General features: G+C 38.8%; 27 protein-coding genes, 1 tRNA gene and 1 other annotated feature. Of the genes, 26 read left to right on the top strand and 2 right to left on the bottom strand.

Features of this window, described 5'->3' with window-relative positions; all coding sequences use genetic code 11:
• The first annotated feature begins 44 nt into the window (after window positions 1-44).
• From FC56_RS05885 to recN, 14 genes are all read left to right on the top strand, one after another.
• Window positions 45-118, top strand: a tRNA-Arg gene (locus FC56_RS05885).
• 549 nt (window positions 119-667) lie between these two features.
• Window positions 668-741 (top strand) — a sequence feature (ribosomal protein L21 leader region).
• 14 nt (window positions 742-755) lie between these two features.
• Window positions 756-1,064, top strand: coding sequence for a 50S ribosomal protein L21 (rplU, locus tag FC56_RS05880; RefSeq protein ID WP_054669815.1), 309 nt, complete (start codon window positions 756-758; stop codon window positions 1,062-1,064).
• 15 nt (window positions 1,065-1,079) lie between these two features.
• On the top strand, window positions 1,080-1,415 hold the full coding sequence (locus FC56_RS05875; protein WP_054669812.1) for a ribosomal-processing cysteine protease Prp: 336 nt from the start codon (window positions 1,080-1,082) through the stop codon (window positions 1,413-1,415).
• A 24-nt stretch (window positions 1,416-1,439) separates the two neighbouring features.
• Complete coding sequence (gene rpmA, locus FC56_RS05870) at window positions 1,440-1,736, top strand: 50S ribosomal protein L27 (protein WP_054669810.1); 297 nt, start codon at window positions 1,440-1,442, stop codon at window positions 1,734-1,736.
• Window positions 1,737-1,849: 113 nt separating this feature from the next.
• Window positions 1,850-2,410, top strand: a complete 561-nt coding sequence (gene efp, locus FC56_RS05865) for an elongation factor P (RefSeq protein WP_056978380.1) — start codon at window positions 1,850-1,852, stop codon at window positions 2,408-2,410.
• 29 nt (window positions 2,411-2,439) lie between these two features.
• Window positions 2,440-2,877: an Asp23/Gls24 family envelope stress response protein gene (locus FC56_RS05860; protein WP_056978379.1), complete on the top strand. Its 438-nt coding sequence runs from the start codon at window positions 2,440-2,442 to the stop codon at window positions 2,875-2,877.
• A 2-nt stretch (window positions 2,878-2,879) separates the two neighbouring features.
• Window positions 2,880-3,293, top strand: coding sequence for a transcription antitermination factor NusB (nusB, locus tag FC56_RS05855; RefSeq protein ID WP_056978378.1), 414 nt, complete (start codon window positions 2,880-2,882; stop codon window positions 3,291-3,293).
• 87 nt (window positions 3,294-3,380) lie between these two features.
• Complete coding sequence (locus tag FC56_RS05850) at window positions 3,381-4,244, top strand: bifunctional 5,10-methylenetetrahydrofolate dehydrogenase/5,10-methenyltetrahydrofolate cyclohydrolase (RefSeq protein ID WP_056978377.1); 864 nt, start codon at window positions 3,381-3,383, stop codon at window positions 4,242-4,244.
• Window positions 4,234-5,592 (top strand): exodeoxyribonuclease VII large subunit, encoded by a 1,359-nt coding sequence (xseA, locus tag FC56_RS05845; protein WP_054669798.1) that lies wholly within the window; start codon window positions 4,234-4,236, stop codon window positions 5,590-5,592. Before FC56_RS05850 ends, xseA begins: the two co-directional genes overlap by 11 nt.
• Window positions 5,582-5,827 (top strand): exodeoxyribonuclease VII small subunit, encoded by a 246-nt coding sequence (locus FC56_RS05840; protein WP_056978376.1) that lies wholly within the window; start codon window positions 5,582-5,584, stop codon window positions 5,825-5,827. The genes xseA and FC56_RS05840 overlap by 11 nt, the downstream gene beginning before the upstream one ends.
• Window positions 5,820-6,704, top strand: a complete 885-nt coding sequence (locus FC56_RS05835) for a polyprenyl synthetase family protein (protein ID WP_056978375.1) — start codon at window positions 5,820-5,822, stop codon at window positions 6,702-6,704. Before FC56_RS05840 ends, FC56_RS05835 begins: the two co-directional genes overlap by 8 nt.
• 3 nt (window positions 6,705-6,707) lie before the next feature.
• Window positions 6,708-7,526: a TlyA family RNA methyltransferase gene (locus FC56_RS05830; RefSeq protein ID WP_056978374.1), complete on the top strand. Its 819-nt coding sequence runs from the start codon at window positions 6,708-6,710 to the stop codon at window positions 7,524-7,526.
• 13 nt (window positions 7,527-7,539) lie between these two features.
• Window positions 7,540-7,998: an arginine repressor gene (locus tag FC56_RS05825; RefSeq protein ID WP_056978373.1), complete on the top strand. Its 459-nt coding sequence runs from the start codon at window positions 7,540-7,542 to the stop codon at window positions 7,996-7,998.
• Between the two features lie 18 nt (window positions 7,999-8,016).
• Window positions 8,017-9,723 (top strand): DNA repair protein RecN, encoded by a 1,707-nt coding sequence (recN, locus tag FC56_RS05820; RefSeq protein WP_056978372.1) that lies wholly within the window; start codon window positions 8,017-8,019, stop codon window positions 9,721-9,723.
• A gap of 37 nt (window positions 9,724-9,760) precedes the next feature.
• On the opposite strand, the gene FC56_RS05815 is transcribed toward recN, so the two are convergent.
• Window positions 9,761-10,066, bottom strand: coding sequence for a hypothetical protein (locus FC56_RS05815; RefSeq protein WP_056978371.1), 306 nt, complete (start codon window positions 10,064-10,066; stop codon window positions 9,761-9,763).
• 163 nt (window positions 10,067-10,229) lie between these two features.
• Here FC56_RS05815 and gmk point away from each other — a divergent pair, with 163 nt between their 5' ends.
• The 11 genes from gmk to FC56_RS05760 all read left to right on the top strand — a co-directional run bounded on the left by gmk (window position 10,230) and on the right by FC56_RS05760 (window position 22,277).
• The gene (gene gmk / locus FC56_RS05810; protein WP_056978370.1) at window positions 10,230-10,844 is read left to right on the top strand and encodes a guanylate kinase; all 615 of its coding nucleotides are present in this window, start codon (window positions 10,230-10,232) and stop codon (window positions 10,842-10,844) included.
• A 2-nt stretch (window positions 10,845-10,846) separates the two neighbouring features.
• Window positions 10,847-11,065 (top strand): DNA-directed RNA polymerase subunit omega, encoded by a 219-nt coding sequence (gene rpoZ / locus FC56_RS05805; protein ID WP_054669783.1) that lies wholly within the window; start codon window positions 10,847-10,849, stop codon window positions 11,063-11,065.
• A 94-nt stretch (window positions 11,066-11,159) separates the two neighbouring features.
• Window positions 11,160-12,374 (top strand): bifunctional phosphopantothenoylcysteine decarboxylase/phosphopantothenate--cysteine ligase CoaBC, encoded by a 1,215-nt coding sequence (coaBC, locus tag FC56_RS05800; protein ID WP_056978369.1) that lies wholly within the window; start codon window positions 11,160-11,162, stop codon window positions 12,372-12,374.
• Between the two features lie 5 nt (window positions 12,375-12,379).
• Window positions 12,380-14,779, top strand: coding sequence for a primosomal protein N' (priA, locus tag FC56_RS05795; protein WP_056978368.1), 2,400 nt, complete (start codon window positions 12,380-12,382; stop codon window positions 14,777-14,779).
• Between the two features lie 23 nt (window positions 14,780-14,802).
• Window positions 14,803-15,753, top strand: a complete 951-nt coding sequence (gene fmt, locus FC56_RS05790) for a methionyl-tRNA formyltransferase (RefSeq protein WP_056978367.1) — start codon at window positions 14,803-14,805, stop codon at window positions 15,751-15,753.
• Window positions 15,746-17,092, top strand: a complete 1,347-nt coding sequence (gene rsmB, locus FC56_RS05785; RefSeq protein ID WP_056978366.1) for a 16S rRNA (cytosine(967)-C(5))-methyltransferase RsmB — start codon at window positions 15,746-15,748, stop codon at window positions 17,090-17,092. Before fmt ends, rsmB begins: the two co-directional genes overlap by 8 nt.
• A gap of 15 nt (window positions 17,093-17,107) precedes the next feature.
• Window positions 17,108-17,857, top strand: a complete 750-nt coding sequence (locus FC56_RS05780) for a Stp1/IreP family PP2C-type Ser/Thr phosphatase (RefSeq protein ID WP_056978365.1) — start codon at window positions 17,108-17,110, stop codon at window positions 17,855-17,857.
• A complete protein-coding gene (gene pknB, locus FC56_RS05775) occupies window positions 17,850-19,988 on the top strand; it encodes a Stk1 family PASTA domain-containing Ser/Thr kinase (RefSeq protein WP_056978364.1) in 2,139 nt (712 codons plus the stop codon). The genes FC56_RS05780 and pknB overlap by 8 nt, the downstream gene beginning before the upstream one ends.
• A gap of 73 nt (window positions 19,989-20,061) precedes the next feature.
• Complete coding sequence (gene rsgA, locus FC56_RS05770; protein WP_056978363.1) at window positions 20,062-20,955, top strand: ribosome small subunit-dependent GTPase A; 894 nt, start codon at window positions 20,062-20,064, stop codon at window positions 20,953-20,955.
• A gap of 10 nt (window positions 20,956-20,965) precedes the next feature.
• Window positions 20,966-21,619, top strand: coding sequence for a ribulose-phosphate 3-epimerase (gene rpe, locus FC56_RS05765; RefSeq protein WP_056978362.1), 654 nt, complete (start codon window positions 20,966-20,968; stop codon window positions 21,617-21,619).
• A gap of 1 nt (window position 21,620) precedes the next feature.
• Complete coding sequence (locus tag FC56_RS05760) at window positions 21,621-22,277, top strand: thiamine diphosphokinase (RefSeq protein ID WP_054669777.1); 657 nt, start codon at window positions 21,621-21,623, stop codon at window positions 22,275-22,277.
• 87 nt (window positions 22,278-22,364) lie between these two features.
• Here the strand turns inward: FC56_RS05760 and rpmB are convergent, their stop codons facing one another.
• Window positions 22,365-22,550: a 50S ribosomal protein L28 gene (rpmB, locus tag FC56_RS05755; RefSeq protein WP_035179685.1), complete on the bottom strand. Its 186-nt coding sequence runs from the start codon at window positions 22,548-22,550 to the stop codon at window positions 22,365-22,367.
• A gap of 219 nt (window positions 22,551-22,769) precedes the next feature.
• Between rpmB and FC56_RS05750 the strand changes: the two genes are divergently transcribed.
• The gene (locus tag FC56_RS05750) at window positions 22,770-23,132 is read left to right on the top strand and encodes an Asp23/Gls24 family envelope stress response protein (protein ID WP_056978361.1); all 363 of its coding nucleotides are present in this window, start codon (window positions 22,770-22,772) and stop codon (window positions 23,130-23,132) included.
• Window positions 23,133-23,151 lie beyond the last annotated feature (19 nt).

Raw genomic sequence — 23,151 nt, 5'->3', positions numbered from 1 at the left:
TTATTGACGGTTAATCATTTCTTACTTATAATATAAGATGATTTGTCGCAGTAGCTCAGCTGGATAGAGCAACGGTCTTCTAAACCGTAGGTCGAGGGTTCGAATCTCTCCTGCGACATCTGAGAATAATATAGCTTCACATAAGTAATTTAAAAAATAAGCTTAATCCTTTATACATAAAGGGATTGAGCTTATTTTTTTGTTTGTGTAATTTTTTAAATTAACGCAATTTCCCATAGATTTACATAGTTTTTGAAATCATTTGGCAGTAATTTGGCAGTGACTTATCTATATATTGTTCCATAAAACCTATTAACTTATTATGATTTGCTTAAGGAAATCCCGGTTTTCTTAAGTTGCGTTAATATTTAGTCATCATAATTGAATTCAAGGGCTTTATCCTAGATAATGATATTATCCTAATTGTTCTGGGAGTTTAATTTTTGGAGGTGGAAGTTGTGGGATTCGTAATTGTTATTATTTCAGTTTCAGTTATTGCTGGCCTTATTCAGATTTATGTCGATAGCTCAACGTCCATTAAGGAAAATAGTAAACATTTAGCATCTAAGAAGTAAGAAGGCGACCGTTATTGGTCGTTTTTTTAGTATCGAGGTATTGACGAGTTTGCTATTCTTAGATATAATCAGGACTGTTGTAATTGTGGCTTCCACAGCTACAACCGCACGATTTGAGCTGTAAGTGCCATTTGGCCGCTTTATTTCGGCGAGTCTAAGCAAAACAAGGAGGTGCACATCGTGTACGCAATTATCATTACTGGTGGTAAACAATATAAAGTTTCAGAAGGCGACGCAATTTACGTTGAAAAGTTGAACGCAAACGAAGGCGACAAAGTAACTTTTGATCAAGTTGTTATGGTCGGTGGCGACAACGCCAAGATCGGAACTCCGTTAGTTGATGGTGCTTCTGTAAACGGAACTGTTGAAAAGCAAGGCCGTGAAAAGAAGGTTACTATCTTCCGTTACAAGCCTAAGAAGGGTTCTCGTTCTAAGAAGGGTCATCGTCAACCATATACTAAAGTGGTTATCGACTCTATCAACGCTTAGTTTGGAAGTGGTGGAATGATTAAGGCTAAAATTACCCATGAAAAAGGTCAAATTGTTGATTTTGAAATGACAGGTCATGCAGATTTTGCTGAGTATGGCTCGGACATTGTCTGTGCTGCCGCTTCAGTATTAACAATTTCGACTGTTAACGGGTTAACGTCAGTTGCTAACGTAACTGTTGATGTTGACATGGATGACGAAAATGGGGGCTTTATGCACGTTGTCATTCCTAGTCTTTCGGATGAAAAGCAACGTTTGCAGGCTCAGGCCATTCTACAAACGTTCGAAAAAGGGCTGTTAGACGTCACTGCTCGATATGGTCAGTACATCCAGACAGCTGTTATCAATTAAAAGTTATTTTGGAGGTGTAATACTATGCTTGAAATGAATTTGCAATTCTTCTCTCACCATAAAGGGGGCGGTTCTACTGCCAACGGTCGTAACTCAGCTGGTCGTCGTTTAGGCGCTAAGGCAGCTGATGGTTCAACTGTAACCAGTGGTTCAATCCTTTACCGTCAACGGGGAACTCACATTTACCCAGGTAAGAACGTTAGTCGTGGTGGCGATGATACTTTATTTGCTCTTGTTGATGGTGTTGTTCGTTTTGAACGAATGGGCCGTGACAAGCGTCAAGTGTCTGTATACCCAGTCGCTGAAGCTGCAGCTAAGTAATTCAATCAAAAAAGGGCCTATTTCAGGCCCTTTTTTTAGCAAAAATTACTATTTTAACGAATAAATATTATATAATACAGTCATGTACTGTTAATTTGAGGAGGAAAATAATCATGGCAATTTCAACTGCTGATTTTAAAAATGGTTTAACCATTGAAGTAGATGGTGCTATCTGGCGGATCGTTAGTTTTCAACACGTTAAGCCTGGTAAAGGGGGCGCTTTTGTTCGTTCAAAACTAAAGAACTTACGAACTGGTGCCGTTCAAGAAAAGACTTTCCGTGCCGGAGCTAAGATGGAACAAGCTCAAATCGACACTCGTAAGATGCAATACCTTTACGCTGATGGTACTGATCACGTATTTATGGATATGGATACTTATGATCAAATTTCTATTCCTGGCGATCAAATCAAAGATGAATTAAACTACTTACAAGAAAATATGGAAGTTAGTGTTATCCAATTTGGTTCAGAAACCTTAGGGGTAGAATTACCTAACACTGTTACCTTAGAAGTAGCAGAAACTGAACCAGGAATTAAGGGTGATACTGCTTCTGGTGGTTCTAAACCAGCTACTATGACTACTGGCTTGACTCTTCAAGTTCCATTCTTTGTCAACCAAGGCGATAAGTTGGTAGTTAATACTACTGATGGTACTTATATTTCACGAGCTTAGGCTAAATTTGCTATAACGGAGGCTTAACTATGGCTGAAGACACTAATATCATTTTGCAATCTGATAATCCCAATTTGGGCGAAATTCAAATAACTCCCGAAGTTTTGGAAATTATTGCAGGAATTGCGGCTGTTGAAGTTGACGGCGTTAATCGTATGCAAAGTAATTCACTATCTAAAAGCGTTAACGAGTTATTTGGACGGCGTAAGGAACACAGTCGGGGCGTGAAAATCAGCTACGACGGAGATCAATTAACGGTTGATATTTCGGTTTTTCTGAATTACGGCGTTTCTGTTCCTAAAGTTGCCTTAGAAATTCAAGATCAGGTTAAAGAACAATTATTGTTTATGACTAATTTGAAAGCCCAACAGGTTAACGTTCATGTTGCTGGAGTGGTTCCTGAAAAGGAAACGGCCAACACAGTTGACCCTAATGATCCGTTTGCCAATTCAGAAAATGAGGAATAGTAGTGGATATTAACAGACACCAAATTCGAGAAATTGCGTTCCAAACTCTTTTTGCTTCTGCCACTAATCCGGATACTGATCGCGAAGAATTTTATCAAGTATTGACGGATGGTCGATACGGCGATGAATTTCCTGACTACTTAGCTACCTTGGTACAAGGGGTTAGCGATCATAAAGCAGACATTGATGCAATTATCTCTAAACATTTAAAAGCGGGCTGGTCACTAGGCCGTTTAGCTAAGACTGACTTAATTATTTTGGAATTAGCGCTTTATGAAATTCATTTTGTCCCAGATACCCCTGCTAAGGTATCGGTCAATGAAGCCATAGAGCTAACTAAGAAATTTAGTGATGATCGTTCTCGAAAATTTGTGAACGGCGTTTTATCACATGAACTTGAGAATATTGAAAAGTAGATTTGCAATTTTTTGTAAATCTATTTTTTTGTATCCCCAAGTTGAGCTAAATTACGCTAAAATAGAAGAGATAAATGAGGTGAAAATTTGGCAATTTTATTGGATGGCAAAAAAACGGCGAGTGAACTAAATGAAACTACTCGCAAGCGAATCTTAAAACTTAAGCAATGCGGTATCGTTCCGGGCTTAGCAGTAGTGATTGTGGGAGAAGATCAGGCGAGTCAACGGTACGTCAGAAACAAACACAAGCTAGCTTTAAAGCTAGGTATGAATTCCGTTATTAAGGAAGTCCCAGCATCGATTACTGAAGCTCAATTGTTAGCTTTGATTACCGAATTGAATCAAGATACGACTATACAGGCAATTTTAGTACAGGATCCACTACCTAAACATATTAATGAGCAACGCATTATGCAATCTATCTCTTCAACCAAGGATGTGGATGGCTTTACCGCAGTGAATGTTGGTCAACTTTATTTGAACTTAACCGGTAATTACCCGGTAGCCTGTACACCTAAGGGGATTATGACCCTGTTAGAGAAGTATGATATCTTCTTGCGTGGCAAAAAAGCAGTGGTTATTGGTAGAAGTGCAATTGTAGGAAAACCAATGGCAGCTCTGTTAGTAAACGCAGGAGCCTCTGTTAGCATTTTGCATCGTTATACGACTGAAATTGCCGAGTATACTCGAGATGCAGATCTTATCATTTCAGCTACGGGTGTTTTACGATTATTAGGTGCTGAGGCAGTAAAACCCGGTGCTGTAATTGTGGATGTTGGTCAAAATTTGGATGAAACTGGTCATTTAGTTGGCGATGTTGACTTTAATGCAGTGAAGGATAAAGTTGCTGCCATTACCCCGGTTCCTGGCGGAGTGGGGCCGATGACAATTGCTACTTTGATGCAACAGACGGTAGATTTAACGGAATGGGGGTTAGCAAATGGCAAGTGAATACTTATCTGTAACGGCGTTAACTCAGTATTTAAAGCGCAAGTTTGATTATGATCCGTACTTAGGTAAGGTGTATCTAACCGGTGAAATTTCTAATTTTAGGCTACGCCTTAATGCCCATCAATATTTTAGCTTAAAGGATGACCATGCTAAAATTAACGCTATCATGTTTAAATCAGCGTTTAACAAAGTTAAATTTCGGCCGGAAGAAGGAATGAAAGTTCTAGTAATGGGGCATATTTCCCTCTACGAACCGTCTGGTAGTTATCAAATTTATGTAGAACGAATGGAACCTGATGGAGTGGGACAACTTTATCAAGCTCTAGAACAATTAAAGCGCAAGTTAGATCAGGAAGGTTTATTTAACGCTCCTAAAAAGGAATTACCAGTATTTCCTAAAAAGATTGCTGTGGTTACTTCTCCTAGTGGAGCAGTGATTCGTGATATCATTACTACCGTAAAACGGCGATTTCCAATTGCACAAATTGTGTTATTTCCAGCATTAGTTCAGGGAAATCAAGCTGCTGTCGATATCGCTAATCGAATTAATCAGGTTAACGAACTGGGTGGCTTTGATACTTTAATTATTGGTCGTGGTGGGGGTTCTATTGAAGATCTATGGCCATTTAACGAAGAAGTAGTTGCTAGGGCTATTTTTGATAGTTCTATCCCGGTAATATCGTCGGTGGGTCACGAAACTGATACCACGATTGCTGATTTAGTGGCTGATAGACGAGCAGCTACGCCAACGGCTGCCGCTGAATTGGCTGTGCCTAGATTAGATCAGGTAAAAGCAACCCTTTCAACTGATGAAGTTCGATTAGTAAATGGAATTTCAGGTATTTTAAAACAGCAGCAACTTAAACTGACGCGACTACTAGAGTCACCGGTGATGAGAAACCCGCAACGGATTTATGAGAACTATAGTCAACAAATCGATTTGTTGTTCCAACGGTTAACGAGTGCAACCAAACAAAGCATTCAAAATCAACAGCAGCGGTTAGCCTCAAATACTACTGATTTGAAATTAACAACACCGATCAACCAAATCAAAGCAGCTCAACAGCATTTAAATATTTTAGCGTTACAGTTACAACAAAATATCCGCAATGATCTTAATCAACAGCAACAACAATTACAGTTGTTGGCTGAGTCTTTAGATCACCTTAGTCCGTTAAAAATAATGAGTCGCGGATTTACGGTGGCCACTAATAACCAAGGTAAAATCATTAATAGTACTAAGCAGATTACCAAAGATGAAGAATTAACCATTAAATTTCATGATGGTCAAGTTATTGCTAAAACGATAGAGGTACAACAATCAGATGGAGGAAACGATGGCAGATAGTGAATTAACTTTCGAAGCAAAAATGCAACAGTTAGAAGAAATTGTCAGACAATTAGAGCAAGGTAATACTCCTTTGGAGGCTGCAATGGATCAGTTTAAAAAAGGAATTACCCTAACTAATGAGCTACAACAAACTCTAAGTCAGGCTGAAGAAACTATGACTAAAATGATCGATCAAAATGGTAACGAAACGAATTTTGAAGCCCCTAACGAAAGTGATAACGGCAATGAATAGGTTGAATGAATTTGAAAACCAATGGGTGGCAAAAATCAATGAATATTTAACTAGTCAGTTAAACCAGCAGGTTCAACAGCCTTTGTTAAGGAAAGCAATGGCTTATTCTGTAGTTGCTGGTGGTAAACGACTACGGCCATTATTAACTTTAGCCACTTTGACCACTTTTGGTGTTACGATAACTGAAGATCAAATGAAAGCAGCGACAGCATTAGAATTAGTACATACTTATTCTTTAATCCATGATGATCTGCCGGCAATGGACAATGATGATTTGCGACGGGGCAAACCCACTAATCATGTTCAATTTGGAGAAGATATTGCTATTTTGGCTGGAGACGCACTGTTGACCTTGGCATTTGAATGGTTAGCGACTAATCAATTACCTGCCAATCAACAGGCACAGTTAGTAATGGGAATGGCTCAGGCAGCTGGTCCTAACGGGATGGTAGCTGGTCAAGTTGACGATGTTGCAAACGAAGCTAATCAACTGACTCTTGACCAACTGATGCAGTTGCATAAACGAAAAACTGGTGATTTGATTCACTATGCTGTATTAAGCGGGTTAATCATGGCCGAGATTAATGATCGGACCCAGTGGTTGCGATTTGCTGATAGTTTCGGACTCGCTTTTCAAATTTATGATGATATCTTAGATATTACCAGTAATGAAGCTGAACTAGGCAAACCAGTAGCGCAGGATGGCAACAAAAATACCTATCCTAATTTGCTAGGATTGGATGGAGCCTACCAAAAATTAGCAGTTACAATTGCTGAGGGGAAGCAGGCTTTAATGCTAGCTGAACAACAAACGGGAATGGATACATCATTATTAGCATCATTTTTTTCGTATTTTAAGTTAGATGAGGAAAAGTAATTAATGGAAAAACAAAGAGTAGACGTTTTACTAGTAGAACAGGGGTTATTCGATACCAGAGAAAAAGCTAAACGCGCCGTTATGGCTGGAGAAGTCTTGGGTGATAACGAAGAGCGGTTAGACAAACCGGGAGTTAAAATTCCAGTAGATACCGAATTACACATCAAGGGTGAACCCATGCCTTACGTTAGTCGCGGTGGCTTTAAGCTAGCCAAAGCACTAGAAGTTTTTGGAATTAGTGTGGCTGATAAAGTGGTCTTAGATATCGGTTCTTCTACCGGTGGCTTTACTGATGTAATGTTACAAAACGGGGCTAAGCTCAGTTATGCCTTAGACGTGGGTAGTAATCAACTAGTATGGAAGCTGCGTCAAGATCCTAGAGTGGTTGTTATGGAACATACTAATTTTAGGTATTCAGAATTAGCAGACTTTACCGAGGGGCAACCTGAATTTGCCTCTATTGATGTTTCGTTTATCTCATTGGAATTAATTTTGCCGCCACTGCGTAAAATTATCAAAGAAGACGGCAGCGTGGTAGCTTTGATTAAGCCTCAATTTGAAGCTGGTAAGGCTAATGTTGGTAAGCACGGAATTGTTAGGGACCGCGCGGTACACGAAGCTGTAATTGATAAAATTCTAACCTTTGCGGTAAATAACGGTTTCTCCGTTTTAAATTTAGACTTCTCACCAATTAAAGGCGGTAGTGGTAATATTGAATTTTTAGTTCACTTAAAAGCAACTCAACAACCAGAAATCGCAACTACGGTTTCCATTGATGCAGTAATTGATGCAGCTTATAACGACTTAAAAAGTAAAGAATAGTGAGGTGAGGGCGTTGAAAAAACAAGAACGCCAAAATATTATTCGGCAGTTACTGGCTGATCATGAGATCAAAAAACAAGAAGACTTTGTGAATCTATTAAAAGAAAAAGGTGTAGATGTTACTCAAGCAACCGTGTCTAGGGATATGAGTGAAATGCAGTTACTCAAAGTACCTGCTCAAAATGGCGGCTATCGTTATAGCATACCACCCCAAAAAACGGTAAATGCTTCTCGGAAACTCCAACAAACCATTAGTGATTCATTTGTTTCCATGCGGACTCAGGATAATTTTCTTTTTATTAAGGTGATTCCAGGTAGTGGACCAGTAGTGGCTAACTTATTAGAACAGATGGCCTTTCCTGAGGTATTTGGTACCTTAGGAGATGATTCTTCGGTTTTAGTTATCTGTACCGCTGAAAATCCACGTAAACAATTAGAAACCAAAATTAACCAAATGATTCAGTATAATTAAACTAAGAAGGGAGCGCCTATGTTATTAGAACTAGCAATTAAGGATTTTGCCATTATTGAGCACCTAGATATTCAATTTCAAGAAGGGATGACCGTCTTGACTGGTGAAACTGGGGCTGGTAAGTCCATCATAATTGATGCGGTGAGTCTGTTAGCTGGTAGCCGGGCGTCCCATGACTTTGTTCGAAGTGGGGCTAAAAAGGCTATTATTCAAGGGCAGTTTACCTTTCCTGAGGACAGTTCCACTTATCAAGTATTAGACGACTATGGTATTGAATATGATGATGGTACTATCATCATTGAACGTGAAATTTTTGCGTCCGGAAGAACCAGTGCCAGGGTCAATGGTATTTTGGTTAATCTAGGAATACTGAAAAAAATTGGTAGTACCATTGTTGATATTCAAGGTCAAAATGATCAACAAGAATTAATGAATCCTGATAAGCACATTCACTTATTAGATGAGGTGGCTGGCAGCCAGCTAAAGAAAATATTGATAACTTACCAGGAAAAATTTGCTAAGTATAGGGACTTAACCCGGTTAATTAAGGAAAAAGCTCAAAATGAAAAAGAATGGGCCCAAAGAGTGGACATGCTACAGTTTCAATATGATGAAATCAGCAGGGCTAACTTAGTAGTTGGTGAAGAAGAGGAGTTAACGGCGACTCGGGACCGGTTAAATAATTTTCAAAAGATTCATGACTCATTAGCCTCTGCTTTTATGAATATTAATGGTGATGACGATAACAGTCCACTAGACTTTATTGGAACAGCGATGAGTTCCTTGCAAGACATTAGCGATTTAGATCCTGATTTTCAAAAAATTTACGAGTCGTTAAGTAGTGCTTACTATGGCTTACAAGATGCTAGTAGTGAAATTTCTGAGCAGTTAAGTAGCCAAGAATTTGACCAAGAAGAATTAGAAGAAGTAGAACAACGGTTAAACACTATTTTTCAATTAAAACGTAAATATGGTGATAACATCGATCAAATTCTAAAGTATGAAGCTAAAATTAAAAAAGAACTAGACAAAATGCAGGGAGATCAAGGTAATGGTGATGCGCTAGAGCAACAGCGACAACAACTAACTGCGGAGCTAGAGCAATTATCTACCAAACTAACTGCTTTAAGAATTAAAGCGGCTAAGTCGTTGGAAAAGGCCGTACACCATCAGTTAATGGATCTCTTTATGGAAAAAGCAGTTTTTGAAGTGCGGATTACCCCAAGCAATGAATTGACTGAAACAGGCCGTGATCAAGTAGAGTTTTACATCCAAACCAATCCGGGAGAAGCGGTCTTACCATTGGTGAAAAGTGCATCGGGAGGAGAACTTTCTCGAATTATGTTGGCGCTAAAAACTATGTTTGCTAAGGCAGCAGGAGTTACTTCCATTATTTTTGATGAAGTAGATACTGGTGTATCTGGTAGAGTTGCTCAGGCAATTGGTAATAAAATCTTTACCATTTCCACTAAGTCCCAAGTTTTATGTATTACCCACTTACCTCAAGTAGCCGCAATGAGTGATCATCATTACTTTATTAGCAAACAAATTGTTAACAAACGGACCCAAACTAGTGTATTAGAACTAAGTGAAGCTCAGCGAGTTGAAGAAATTGCTAGAATGTTCGCTGGGACCGAAATTACTAAGCTAACTGAAGAACATGCCAATGAATTAATTGACTTAGCGATTAGGGAAAAAGGTGAGATCATTTCCTCAGCCAAATAAATAATGGTCCGTCAGTTAACTGACGGACCATTATTAGCTAAATACGTTGAACTGCTTTAATATTAGATAACTTGGCAATTCTAGTAAAACGTTGGTTTTGAGTCGTAATTAGATAGCAGTTGTCATTTAGTTGATTAACATTGCCAATTACTGATTCTCCACCTGAATTAAAGTCTACTTGAACCATTAAATTGTGGTCAATGGCTTGCTCCAAAAATAATTGCAATTGGAACACTGGCATTTGCTTCAAGCGTAATTGAGTAAATGTCGGGGCAAAAAGATGGTGATATTTTTGCCGTGCACCACGTGTAAAAGCGTATAAACTATTAGATTTGTTTTGCATAATCGTCACCCCGAACATTTGTTTGTGTTTTTATTATACGAACAGCCGTTCGGAAATGCAACCTTTTTTCGGTAAATTACTAAATTTGCGAAATGTAGTTGTTATTGTAAGCAAAAAAGGTGATAATAGATTAATATTAACAATTATTGAAGGGGTTAGTTCAATGACCAAACGAGGAATGCTAATTGTATTGTCAGGCCCATCTGGTGTAGGAAAAGGGACCGTTCGTAAGGCGCTATTTCAAGAACCAGATGTTGACTTCAAATACTCTATTTCAATGACTACCAGACAACCACGTGACGGAGAAGTCGACGGGGTAGATTATTTGTTTGTTAGCAAAGAAGAATTTGAAGAAAACATTAAAAACGGCGAAATGTTAGAATACGCCAAGTACGTTGACAATTACTATGGAACACCGATAAAATACGTTAATGAAACTTTGGATTCAGGCAAAGACGTATTTTTAGAAATCGAAGTTAATGGAGCTATGCAGGTACGGGCTAATTGTCCGGATGGCATTTTCGTATTTTTAACTCCCCCTGATTTAATGGAATTAAAACACCGTTTAATTAGTCGTGGTACTGATGACATTGAAGTCATTAACAAACGAATCAAAAAAGCCGCCTCTGAAATTCAAATGATGCGTAATTACGATTATGCGGTATTAAACGACCAAGTTGAACAGGCAGTTGAAAGAATTAAAACGATTATTAAAAGTGAACGCTTGAAAGTTAATCGGGTAATGCCCGAATATGAATCAATGTTAGGAGACGAATAATTATGCTACTTTACCCATCAGTTGATAAATTACTAGATAAAATTGATTCCCGTTACTCATTAATCATGTTAGCCAGCAAACGGGCCCATGAAATTGATGCTGGAGCCAAGTTATTATTACCAAAATCAGATTATAAATCTGATAAGTCAGTTGGTAAGGCGCTTGAAGAAATCGAAGCTGGAGTCTTAAAAATTGATCCAACCGAACAAGACTTTGATTAGTCGAGTAAACCGAGAATTTAATAATTCTCGGTTTATTTTTTTCTAGAATAGTTTTGGTACAATAAATACAGAAATTGAATTCAGGGGTGATAAAATGCTCAAAAATAAAAATGTAACCCTTTATGTGACTGGCAGTATTGCCGTTTATAAATCTTTGGAATTAACCAGACTGTTAGTTAAACAACACAACAACGTTACAGTAGTAATGACTAAGTCTGCAACAGAATTTGTAACTCCGTTGACCTTTATGACGGTTAGCAAAAACCATGTGTACGTGGATGAATTTGAAACGCCTAACGCAGACAGAGTTAATCACATCTTTTTGGCAGATCAAACTGATGTGGCAATTGTGGCTCCCGCAACCGCCAATACAATTGCTAAAATGGCTAACGGAATTGCTGATAATATTGTAACTTCTGCATTGTTAGCCACTACTAGTCCGGTTTTTGTGGTTCCTACAATGAATAGTCATATGTTGGCTAATCCAGCAACTGATGCCAATTTGGCTAAATTAGCCAGTTTTGGAATTGCTGTTATGCCTCCAGCAACTGGTTTTTTGGCGGAAGGTTATGAAGGCAAAGGCAGAATGCCAGAACCAACCGCAATTTTAGACTGGGTTCAAGAACGGTTACAGCCAACTCCTCAATCATTAGCGGGCAAGAAAATTATCGTTACCGCTGGTGGTACTAGAGAACGAATTGACCCCGTTCGGTATTTAACTAATGACTCATCAGGCAAGATGGGGGTAGCGGTGGCTACTGCTGCTCAACAAGCCGGAGCTGAAGTAACTTTAATAGCTGGAAGTATGAAAGTGACGCCACCCACTGGAATTAACGTTATTTCAGTGACGTCGACCAATGATATGTACGAGGCAGTTAATGAACAGTTTGCTAGCGCGGATGGATTAGTGATGGCGGCAGCGGTGTCAGATTTTCGTCCAGCTACTTCAGCTGACCATAAAATTAAAAAAGATAAAGATCATCCCGGCATGACCTTGGAATTAGTGGAAAATCCTGATATTGTGGCTACTATGGGCGCTAAGAAAAGGGCCGATCAATTTTTAGTGGGCTTTGCAGCAGAAACTAATGATTTAAAACAAAATGCTCAAAAAAAATTAACTGCTAAGCATCTAGATTTGATGGTGGCTAACGACGTAAGTCAGAGTCAGATTGGCTTTAACTCTGATGACAATCAGGTAACGTTCATGTGGCCTGATGGACGTCAACAGCAAACTCCGATTGAATCTAAAGCTAAAGTGGCTGAGGAAATAGTTGATATTATTGCAACCGATATTTTAAAGGAGAAATAAGCACTTTGCCAATTGCACAAGTTATTGTTGATGTTCCTACATCCCAGACTAATACTCCATATAGCTATGGAATTTCCGATCAATTATTAGATATTATTCAAGTAGGAATGCGAGTCTTAGTTCCCTTTGGTCGCCGTCAGGTAGTAGGATTTGTGGTTAAGCTAACTGATAATCAAACCTTCTCAGGAAAATTAAAGAACATCATCGCCCCGGTAGACTTGCAACCAGTCTTAAATAAGGAGCTATTACAATTGGCTCGCTGGATGGCGGCAGATACGTATTCGTTTTTAATAAGCTGTTTACAGACTATTATTCCTGGGGGGATGCGTACTAAGGCCAAGAAATTTTTGACGGTTACTGATGAAGCTGTATTGGGTGATAATGCCGATATTTTTCAAGGCCACGCTCAAATTGAATACGTAGCTAAAGAATTGGACAAATCGCAATTAAAGCGAATCAGTAGTTTAATTCAACAAGGATTAGTATCGGAGCACTATAGTCTGAGTAATCATGCCCATCAATTAACCCAAACAGCAATTAAGGCGGCTAAGTCGGAAGTAGAATTAACTAAAATTCAAGACGAACTACCCAATAATGCTAAGGCACAGTGGCGATTGTTAGAACTATTAAAGCAAGGAACTGAACCCATCTTACAAACTGAAGCTGCTAATCATAAGATTACTGGCAGTACCATTAAGTTGGCCGAGCAAAAAGGCTGGTTAACAAAAATTCAGGTGGCTAAGAACCGTAATCCGTTTACTTCGGCGGTGACTAAATCTCAACCACTAACACTAAACCCCGAACAGGCTAATGCTGTTCAAACAATTAATGCTAGTATCGATCGAGGAGCTAATCAAACCTTTTTACTGGAAGGGGTAACTGGTTCTGGTAAGACTGAAGTCTACCTACAGATAATTGCGAATGCTTTACAGCAGGGAAAAACCGCAATGTTATTAGTACCAGAGATTACGTTGACTCCTCAAATTGTGGGGAGGATTCGGAGTCGATTTGGCGAACAAGTTGCAATGATGCATTCCTCCATGTCAGTGGGAGAAAGATTTGATGAATGGCGGCGAATTGAATCCGGAGCTGCCAAAGTAGTGGTAGGGGTACGATCTGCTGTCTTTGTCCCACTTGATAACATCGGGGTTATCATTATGGATGAAGAACACGATAGTAGTTATAAACAAGAAGAAAATCCCCGTTATCAAACTAGGGATGTAGCTAAATGGCGCGGGGCTTATCATAAATGCCCGGTGGTCTTAGGAAGCGCGACACCGTCATTAGAGACTAGGGCTAGAGCGGGTAAGGGTGTTTATCAACGCTTAGTATTAGCCCACCGGATTAATGATCAGGCACTACCAGAAGTCGAGATTGTGGACATGAAGCAAGAAATTGCTGGTGGCCCAGATAGTGACCTCTCAGCTTCCTTATTAACAGCAATTGAGATGAAATTAAAGCGCCATGAACAGATTATTTTAATGCTGAACCGCCGGGGATACTCTTCGTTTGTCCTGTGTCGTAATTGTGGCTTCGTTCCTAAATGTCCTAACTGTGATATTTCATTAACGTACCATAAAGATCTAGGGCAACTAAAATGTCATTATTGTGGTTTTACTAGACCAATGCCCCGTAAATGTGATCAATGTGGAAGTACCAAACTACGTCAATTAGGAATGGGAAGCCAGAAACTAGAAGAGACAGTCAACCGGTTATTTCCAACCGCGCGGGTTTTAAGAATGGACGTTGATACTACTAGAAAAAAAGGTGCTCATGAACGGATTATTAAACAGTTCAGTGAACAACAAGCTGATATTTTAGTGGGGACCCAAATGATTGCTAAGGGGCTGGACTTTCCGAATGTCACCCTAGTAGGGGTATTAAATGCCGACACTGGTTTGGAGTTTCCAGATTTTCGTTCTAGTGAACGAACCTTTGAACTACTTACTCAAGTAGCAGGGCGAGCTGGTCGAGCCGATAAAGCTGGACAGGTAATTATCCAAACGTTTAATCCCGATCACTACGCCATTTTATTAGCCCAAACGCAAAACTACGAAGAGTTTTACCGCACGGAAATGAAAGTACGACACGCAGGTAAATATCCACCATACTATTTTACTGTTAAAATCACTCTTAGTGCTGAAAATGAAAAGCAAGTGGTGGCACAGTCGTTTGCCGTATTAAATCAACTACAACAGCGTTTGTCTCCTAATGCGGTGATTTTAGGACCCACTCCGAAGGTAATAAAGCGGATTAATAGACGCTATTATTACCAAATAATCATCAAATACCGACAAGAACCAACATTATCCACCACTTTAACTGAATTATTAAATCAAGCTCAACAAAAGAGTAAATCAGGAATCCAAATTGGCATTGATAATGAACCAATGGACTTTATGTAATTAACTTGAAAGAAGGAATTAAAATGACCTCTGTAATTTTTATGGGAACTCCTAAATTTTCCGTCCCGGTCCTTCAAGGACTAGTGGATAATCACTATGACATTTTAGCCGTGGTAACGCAACCTGATCGACCAGTGGGCCGAAAACATAAAATTACCCCTTCACCAGTAAAGCAGTTAGCTACTGAATTGAACTTACCAGTCTTGCAACCAGAAAAGTTAAGTGGTAGTGAAGAATTAGAGCAATTAATCGCTATGCAACCAGACCTAATTGTGACGGCGGCTTTTGGCCAATTTTTACCTAGCAAACTACTAGCAGCAGCTAAGATTGCGGCAGTTAACGTGCATGGTTCATTACTGCCTAAGTACCGGGGAGGAGCTCCTGTACAGTACGCTATTATGAATGGGGATGCTGAAACGGGAATTACTATCATGTACATGGAAAAGAAAATGGATGCCGGAGATATTTTAGCTCAACAGGCTATTGCGATTGGACCAGATGACGATGTGGCTACGATGTTTGATAAGCTTAGCATTGTTGGTCGAGACTTACTATTAACTACCTTGCCTAAGGTGATTGATGGTAGTATTGTTTCCATCCCCCAAGAAGAAGATCAAGTAGTCTTTTCTCCTAACATTCAGCCAGATCAAGAAAAATTGGACTTTACTCAGCCAGCACGCTTGGTAGATGCCAAGGTAAGGGGTCTGAGACCGGCTCCTGGAGCTTACGTTAGCTTCAATGGTCAACGGACCAAGATTTGGCAAACTACTCCCTTAACAGAAACTACGGACTTACAGCCCGGTCAAATTGTTAAGAAAACTAAGCATCAATTGTGGGTGGCAGCGGGTGAACATTCTGTACTTCAATTAGAAGTTATCCAACCGGCTGGTAAGCCCAAACAAGATATCACCGCTTATCTAAATGGTAGCGGTCAAAATTTAAAAGAGGAACAACAGGTGATTTTTAATGAATAAAATAACAAATCCCCGACAATTAGCCGTTTCAACTTTAACGCGGACTAAGCAGGGAGCATACTCCAATTTACAGGTAGATACAGACTTAAAGCAAGCTGAATTAAGTTCAGCCGATAGAAGACTGTATACCTCTATCGTTTACGGAGTGTTACAGCACCAAATGACGTTTGAGTACCAACTAGCTCCATTTTTAAAAAATCCAGCTCAAGTCGATGAATGGGTAGTTCAACTACTATATACGGCAATGTATCAAATGGAGTATTTAGATCGTATTCCTAAACGTGCTATTTTTGATGAAACTATTAAAGTAGCTAAAAAGATGGGACACGATGGGATTAGACGAATGGTAACTGGAGTATTACATGCTATGGATCGTAAAAAGTTAGCTGACCCCAATCAAATTGAAGATTTGGTTGAACGGCTAGCTGTTACTAGTAGTGTGCCGCAATGGATTGTGGAACTCCTAATTGATCAATTGGGAAAAGACAAAGCTACCTCTATTTTAATGTCATTAAACCAGCCACCTAAGCAATCGGTTAGAGCTAATTTAGCCGTAATTAGTCGGGATGAATTACTCAACGAGCTAAATGAGGCCGGTTATGATGCTAAGGCTAGTGAAGTGGCTAGTGAGGGAATTGTCATTGAACATAGTGAAATCCCAATTACTCAATCTGATTTCTTTATTGATGGCAAACTAACTGTCCAAGATGAAAGTGCAATGTTACCGGCGGAAGCAATGCCAATTGAAGCTAGTGACTTGATTTTAGATGCTTGTGCTGCTCCTGGTGGCAAGACTACCCAAATCGCTACAAGATTAAGTGCAGCTGAAAAGGGACAAGTAGTTGCTTTAGATATTCACAAAAACAAAATGAAGCCAATTAATCAAAATGCTAAGCGGCTACATGTTAGTGAGCAAGTGGTAGCCCAAGCATTGGATGCTAGAAACGTTGGCGATGTATTTGAAGATGGATTATTTGATGAAATCTTAGTAGATGCCCCTTGTTCTGGATTAGGGTTGATACGGAGAAAACCAGAAATTAGATACCAAAAAACACCGGCAGATATTGAAAAATTAAGCCAGATTCAGCTAGCAATCTTAACTGCGGTAGCCCCTAAGTTAAAAGTAGGTGGTCAATTAACCTATAGTACTTGTACTATCGTGAACCAAGAAAATAAAAATGTGATTGACCAATTTGTTATTAACCATCCAGAATTTGAAGTACAATATACCCATACGGATTTAGATTTAAAAGCAGATCGAAATCAATCAGATCTACGAATTTATCCAGATGACTATTTGTCAGATGGTTTTTACGTTTGTACGTTAATCAAACAGTGATGGAGTGAAACTAGTATGCAAATTGCGTATCAATCTTCCAAAGGGATGGTCCGAGAGAAAAATGAAGACGCGGTCGGAGCGTTTAAAAACTCTCAGGATATTAGTTTGGCAATTATAGCGGATGGTATTGGCGGTAACCGAGCCGGTGAGGTAGCTTCTAAGATGACAGTGACCTATTTAGGTACTCAGTTTAAAACGAGTACCGTAGCGAACCTATCCGAGGCCAAAGAATGGCTAAGTTCAGAGTTAGTAATTGCTAATCAACAAATTTTAGACTATGCTGCTGAGGATCCTAATTTAGAAGGAATGGGAACCACCTTGGTGGCTGCCTTAATTTCTGGCGAACAAGTAGTGATTGCTAATATTGGCGATAGTCGCGGTTATGTATTACACGCAGATGAATTGTTACAACTAACTGAGGATCATTCATACGTTAATGAGCTAGTTAAAAATGGTGACTTAACTCCAGCTGAAGCAGAGCATAACCCCTATAAGAACATTATTACCAAGAGCTTAGGAATCAACGCTGAGGCCAAAGCCGATTACCATGAATTTCAAGTAGTTGTGGGAGACCAATTGTTGCTTTGTACTGATGGTTTAACTAATATGGTTTCTACCGATAAGATTAAAACCATATTAAATAGTAGTGTCACTTTAAGTGAAAAGTGCGATCGCCTAATCAAAGCGGCTAATCAGAACGGAGGAGCCGATAATATTACAGTTCTTTTAATTCTAGACGATACCGGGGTGATTAATGATGCGTAAGGGTTTTGTCTTAAATGGCCGTTACCAAATTATTAAGCGTCTAGGAGAAGGCGGAATGGCTGATGTTTATTTGGCCAAAGATTTAATCTTGGATCGACTAGTTGCGGTTAAGGTATTACGTTTAGATTTTAGGGATGATAAGAAAGCTCAGGAAAGATTTCGACATGAGGCGATGGCTGCCACTGCTTTGGATAATCCACACATTGTAGGTATTTATGATGTGGATGAGATGGATGGGATGCAGTATATAGCCATGGAGTATATTGATGGTGAAGATCTAAAATACTACATTAAAAATCATTTTCCGATTCCTTATGCTCAAGTTATTGATATTTTGGAACAGATTTTATCTGCTGTTCACGAAGCTCATCGCCATAATATTATTCATCGGGATTTAAAACCCAAAAACGTATTAATCGATAAAAATGGCTATGCTAAAATTACTGATTTTGGTATTTCTAAAGCAGAATCAGAAAACACGATGACCCAAACTAGATCAATCGTTGGTTCTATTCATTATCTTTCTCCAGAGCAGATTAAAGGCCAGGTAGCAAACCAACAATCTGATATTTATTCTTTGGGCATCATTTTATATGAAATGTTAACTGGCAAAGTACCGTTTAACGGAGAAACAGCCGTTTCAATTGCCATTAAACACTCTCAAACTCCAATTCCATCGGTTCGAGATTTTGATCCACGAATTCCCCAGGCGTTAGAGAATGTTGTCTTGAAGGCTACCACCAAAGATCCACGTAACCGTTATGATACTGTGGCACAAATGGCTGATGACCTAAGAACTTCATTAGATCAATCACGAGCTAATGAAGCCAAATTTACTTCTGAGTTAGATGATGATGCAGAACAGACCAGGGTGATGCCATTTGCTCCCTTACGTCCAGAATTAGTAGAAGCGGCAGCTAAAGCCAATGACGAATCAGCTAAAGACGATGTCAAAGATACAGAAAATCGTAATGTCAGTCCTAAAAAGAAACCGGGAAAATATAAACGAAAAGTAGCATTAACTATTTTGGTAGTTATACTAGTCTTGTCAGGATTGACTATGGTACTGTTAGCTCGTATTGGTAGTAAAGCTAGCGTACCCAATCTTACTAATTTAACTCGCCAGACTGCCATTAAGCGATTAGCTCAAAATGATTTGGCGGTTGGTAAGATTACCTATGAAGCCAATGACGAAGTTGAAAAAAATAACGTGGTTAAAACTAATCCGCAAGCCGGACGGTCGGTAAGGAAAAAAACCAAGGTTAATTTAACCGTAAGCTCAGGACCCAAACTTATTAAGTTAGAAAATTATGTAGGTCAAGACTATAAAGTGATTGCTAATAAGTTGAGTATTTTGGGGTTTACGGTGAAACGAAGAAATGCATCTTCTTCCACCTTTAAGGCCGGTAAAATTTTGCAACAGGATTTTAAGCCCGGCCAGAAGGCAGTTCCTAAAAACAAGGTGATAACGTTTATAGTTTCCACAGGAGTTAAACAAATCACCTTAGAGAATCTAACTGGTATGTCTAAGGAACAGGTAATTAGTTATATGAACGAACAGGGCATTAATCCGGTATTTGATTATGTTTACTCTAACATTCAAGATAAGGGTAAGGTTGTAAAACAAAGTCCGGGAGCTGGACAGACTATTCAACAAGGCAGCAGTGTAGTGGTGTATTTGTCTCGTGGGAAACAAAAGACCCAAAAGGCTATTACTAGCTTTAATGTCCGGATAAAAATACCATTTGAGGACGCCACTACCACCGGACAAAATAAAACGACTAATACAGCTTATAGTCAAAGAAAAGCTAATCCTAGCCTAGCTGTGTCGTCGGATAGTGTAAGTTCAGAGGCGAATAGTAGCTCAGAAATTAGTAGTTCTAGTTCGGATGAAGATTCTACTGCTGATGCGGATAGCAGCCCTACCAAGCCTACGGAAAATATCGTCTTAATTTACTTAAAGGATCATGATCATACGTTTGCTAGCGTTTATAAGCAGATGGTGATCACTAAGGATACTAATGTTATCTTACCGTTTAAGTTAGGTGATAATGAAGTAGGTAAGTATAAGGTGATTAGAAATGGCAAAGTTATTTTACGTGAAAACAATGTCACTGCGGATTCCAATTAATTGAAGATTTATTACCTAAAGAAATGCTTTTTCGCTTATAATGGTGAAGAAGCATTTTTTGGGAGGTGAATTATTGAAACAGGGAAAGATTCAACAATCATTGAGTGGATTTTATGATGTCATTTCTGATGGTGAACTTTATCGTACTAGAGCGCGAGGCAATTTTAGAAATAAAAAAGTAACGCCCCTAGTTGGCGACGAAGTGGAATTTCAATTAGATGATAATGATCAGGGCTATATCTTAAAAGTTCTACCGCGTAAAAATGAATTAACCAGACCACCAATAGCTAACATTGATCAAGCTATCGTAGCAACTGCTGTAGTTCAACCGAGTTTTTCGAGTAACTTATTAGATCGGCAGTTAATTGCTTTAGAGATTAGTAAGATTAAGCCGGTGATTTACTTTACGAAGACTGACTTACTATCGGCAGGCGAGTTAAGATACTTTCAACAGTTAGCAGAAGGTTACCGAAGAATCGGATATCAAGTGATTTTGCCAGAAACTTCGTTTGATGAAGTTTCCTTAACAGAAGTGCAACAAATATTAGACGGCAATGAAACGGTAATTATGGGGCAAACTGGAGCTGGTAAATCAACTCTGTTAAACCATATTGCTCCGGAATTAAAATTAGCCACTGGTGAAATTTCACAGGCTTTAAACCGAGGTAAGCATACCACCAGAAAGGTTAGTTTACTAAAAATCGGTAATGGATTAATTGCGGATACTCCTGGATTTTCATCTTATGATCCGTTTGAACTCCAGGCTAATGAATTAGCTCAGTATTTTCCTGAATTTAAACGGGCTTCTAAATTTTGTCGTTTTAGAGGCTGTGTTCATGTTAATGAACCTGACTGTGAAGTAAAAAAAGAAGTGGAAGAAGAACTCATAATGCACAGTCGTTATGAAAACTATCTTCAACTGTACATGGATATTAAAAATCGCAAACCAATTTATAATAAAAAGTGAGGAACTAATTATGATTAAAGTAGCACCATCAATTTTAAGTGCAGATTATGTTAATTTACAAAAGGATATTGAAGTAGTTGATAACGCTGGGGCTGAATACTTGCATATTGATGTTATGGACGGCCAATTCGTACCTGCTATTTCTTATGGTGCTGGTTGGGTAAAAGCCATTCGCCCAATTACTAATATGATCTTGGATGTTCATTTGATGGTTCAAAATCCAGAACGTTACGTTGAAGATTTTGTTAACGCTGGGGCTGACTTAGTTGGGGTTCATGTTGAAGCTACTCCACATATTCACCGGGCATTGCAAATGATTAAGAATGCTGGGGCTAAGGCTGAAGTAGTAATTAACCCAGGTACTCCCGTAGAAATGATCAAACCAGTTCTTTACATGGTAGATCAAGTATTAGTCATGACGGTTAACCCTGGTTTTGGTGGTCAAAAGTTCTTGCCAGAAACTATTAAAAAAATTGCAGAACTAGATCAAATCAAGAAGGATCAGGGTCTTGACTTTGATATTGAAATCGATGGTGGAGTTAATAACGAAACCGTGGTAGCCGCATACCAAGCAGGGGCAACCGTAGCCGTAGCCGGATCATATGTATTTGATGATGCTGATCCAGCAAGCAAGGTTAACGCAATTAAGGAAGCTACTAAGTAAAATGACAATTAAACTAAATTTATTAGTCGGTGGACCGCAAGAATTATGGCCGCAGAGTCTCTTGGATAATAGAATTCAAGGTGACTGGATCGGAATAGATCGAGGCAATCTCCGCTTAATAAAATTAGGAATTGACCCGTTGGTAGCGATTGGTGATTTTGATTCCATGTCTGACGATGAACTAGCAATCGTCAAGGAACACGTTACTGATATTCGGCAATCGATTCCTGAAAAAGACGATACCGATACACAATTAGGGTTATTAGTTGCTTTAAACGAATTTCATGCGGATCAAATCGATATTTATGGAGCCACTGGTGGGCGAATTGATCATTTTTTAGCTAATTTATGGTTAGTTTTAGAACCTAGGTTTCGTAAAAATGCTCCAAAGATTAGAATGATTGATCGGCAAAATACGATTAGCTTTTATTTGCCTGGAAATTACCAAATTACTAAGGAAGTAGACAAGAAGTATTTGGCTTTTGTTCCATTAACTCCGGTCACTAATTTAACTTTAAATGATGAAAAGTACCGGTTAACTAATTTCACGGCTAACCGTCCGATTTCATTTGCTAGTAATGAATTTGTAGGTGAGGTTGGTCATTTTAGTTTTGATAGTGGTGTAGTTTGTGTAATTCAAAGTAAAGATTGGCAATAAAAAATCCCGTACAACGTTAAAACGCTGTACGGGATTTTAATTTTGTAAATAAAAAAGACCAACAAGAGTGTTGATCTAAAAGTTTAACTAAACCCGGGTAACTTTTCCAGATTTAAGAGTTCGAGCAGAAACCCAAACTTTTTTAGGCTTACCGTCCACAAGGATGCGTACTTTTTGCAAGTTTGGCTTCCAGCTACGACGACTTGAGTTCAAGGCGTGTGAACGTTTGTTACCAAAATGAGTCCGTTTGCCATTGATAAAATCTTTAGCCATGGGTAACAAATCCCCTTTCTTTATCGGTATATATTTAAAGCGTTGCTTTATTCCACTTGATTAATTTATCATATGTTAGGCGCCATTGCAATAGTTTTCTTTCAAGTAATTATACTTGACAGCATTCAGAATTGGCATTAAGTTTAGTTTTAACATTACTTGTGGTATTATAAATTGATGTAATTTATAAAATTGTTAATTTCAAGGAGGCTGTGTCCTATGGCCGTAAAAATCAAAACCCAATTTGGAACGGTTGATATTGATAACGACGTTATTTCTACAGTAGTCGGCGGAGCTGCTACTGATAATTATGGCGTTGTTGGAATGGCAAGTAGAAACCAATTACGTGATAACGTTAATGATATTTTAAAGCGTGAAAATTATTCACGTGGGGTAGTAGTTACCCAAAATGATAATGGCATTTCTATTGATGTTTATATTATCGTTAGTTACGGAACTAAAATTTCTGAAGTCTCAAAAAACGTTCAATCAAAAGTTAAGTACAACCTCGAAAGTATGCTTGGGGTTACTGCAAATTCGGTCAATGTGATTGTTCAAGGAGTTCAAGTACTCGCAGACTAATATTTAATATTGACCAAGG

The sequence above is a fragment of the Lentilactobacillus senioris DSM 24302 = JCM 17472 genome (assembly GCF_001436555.1).
GTDB lineage: Bacteria > Bacillota > Bacilli > Lactobacillales > Lactobacillaceae > Lentilactobacillus > Lentilactobacillus senioris.
The sequence above is the reverse complement of the archived record's forward strand: the minus strand, read 5'-3'. Positions and strand labels throughout refer to the sequence as shown.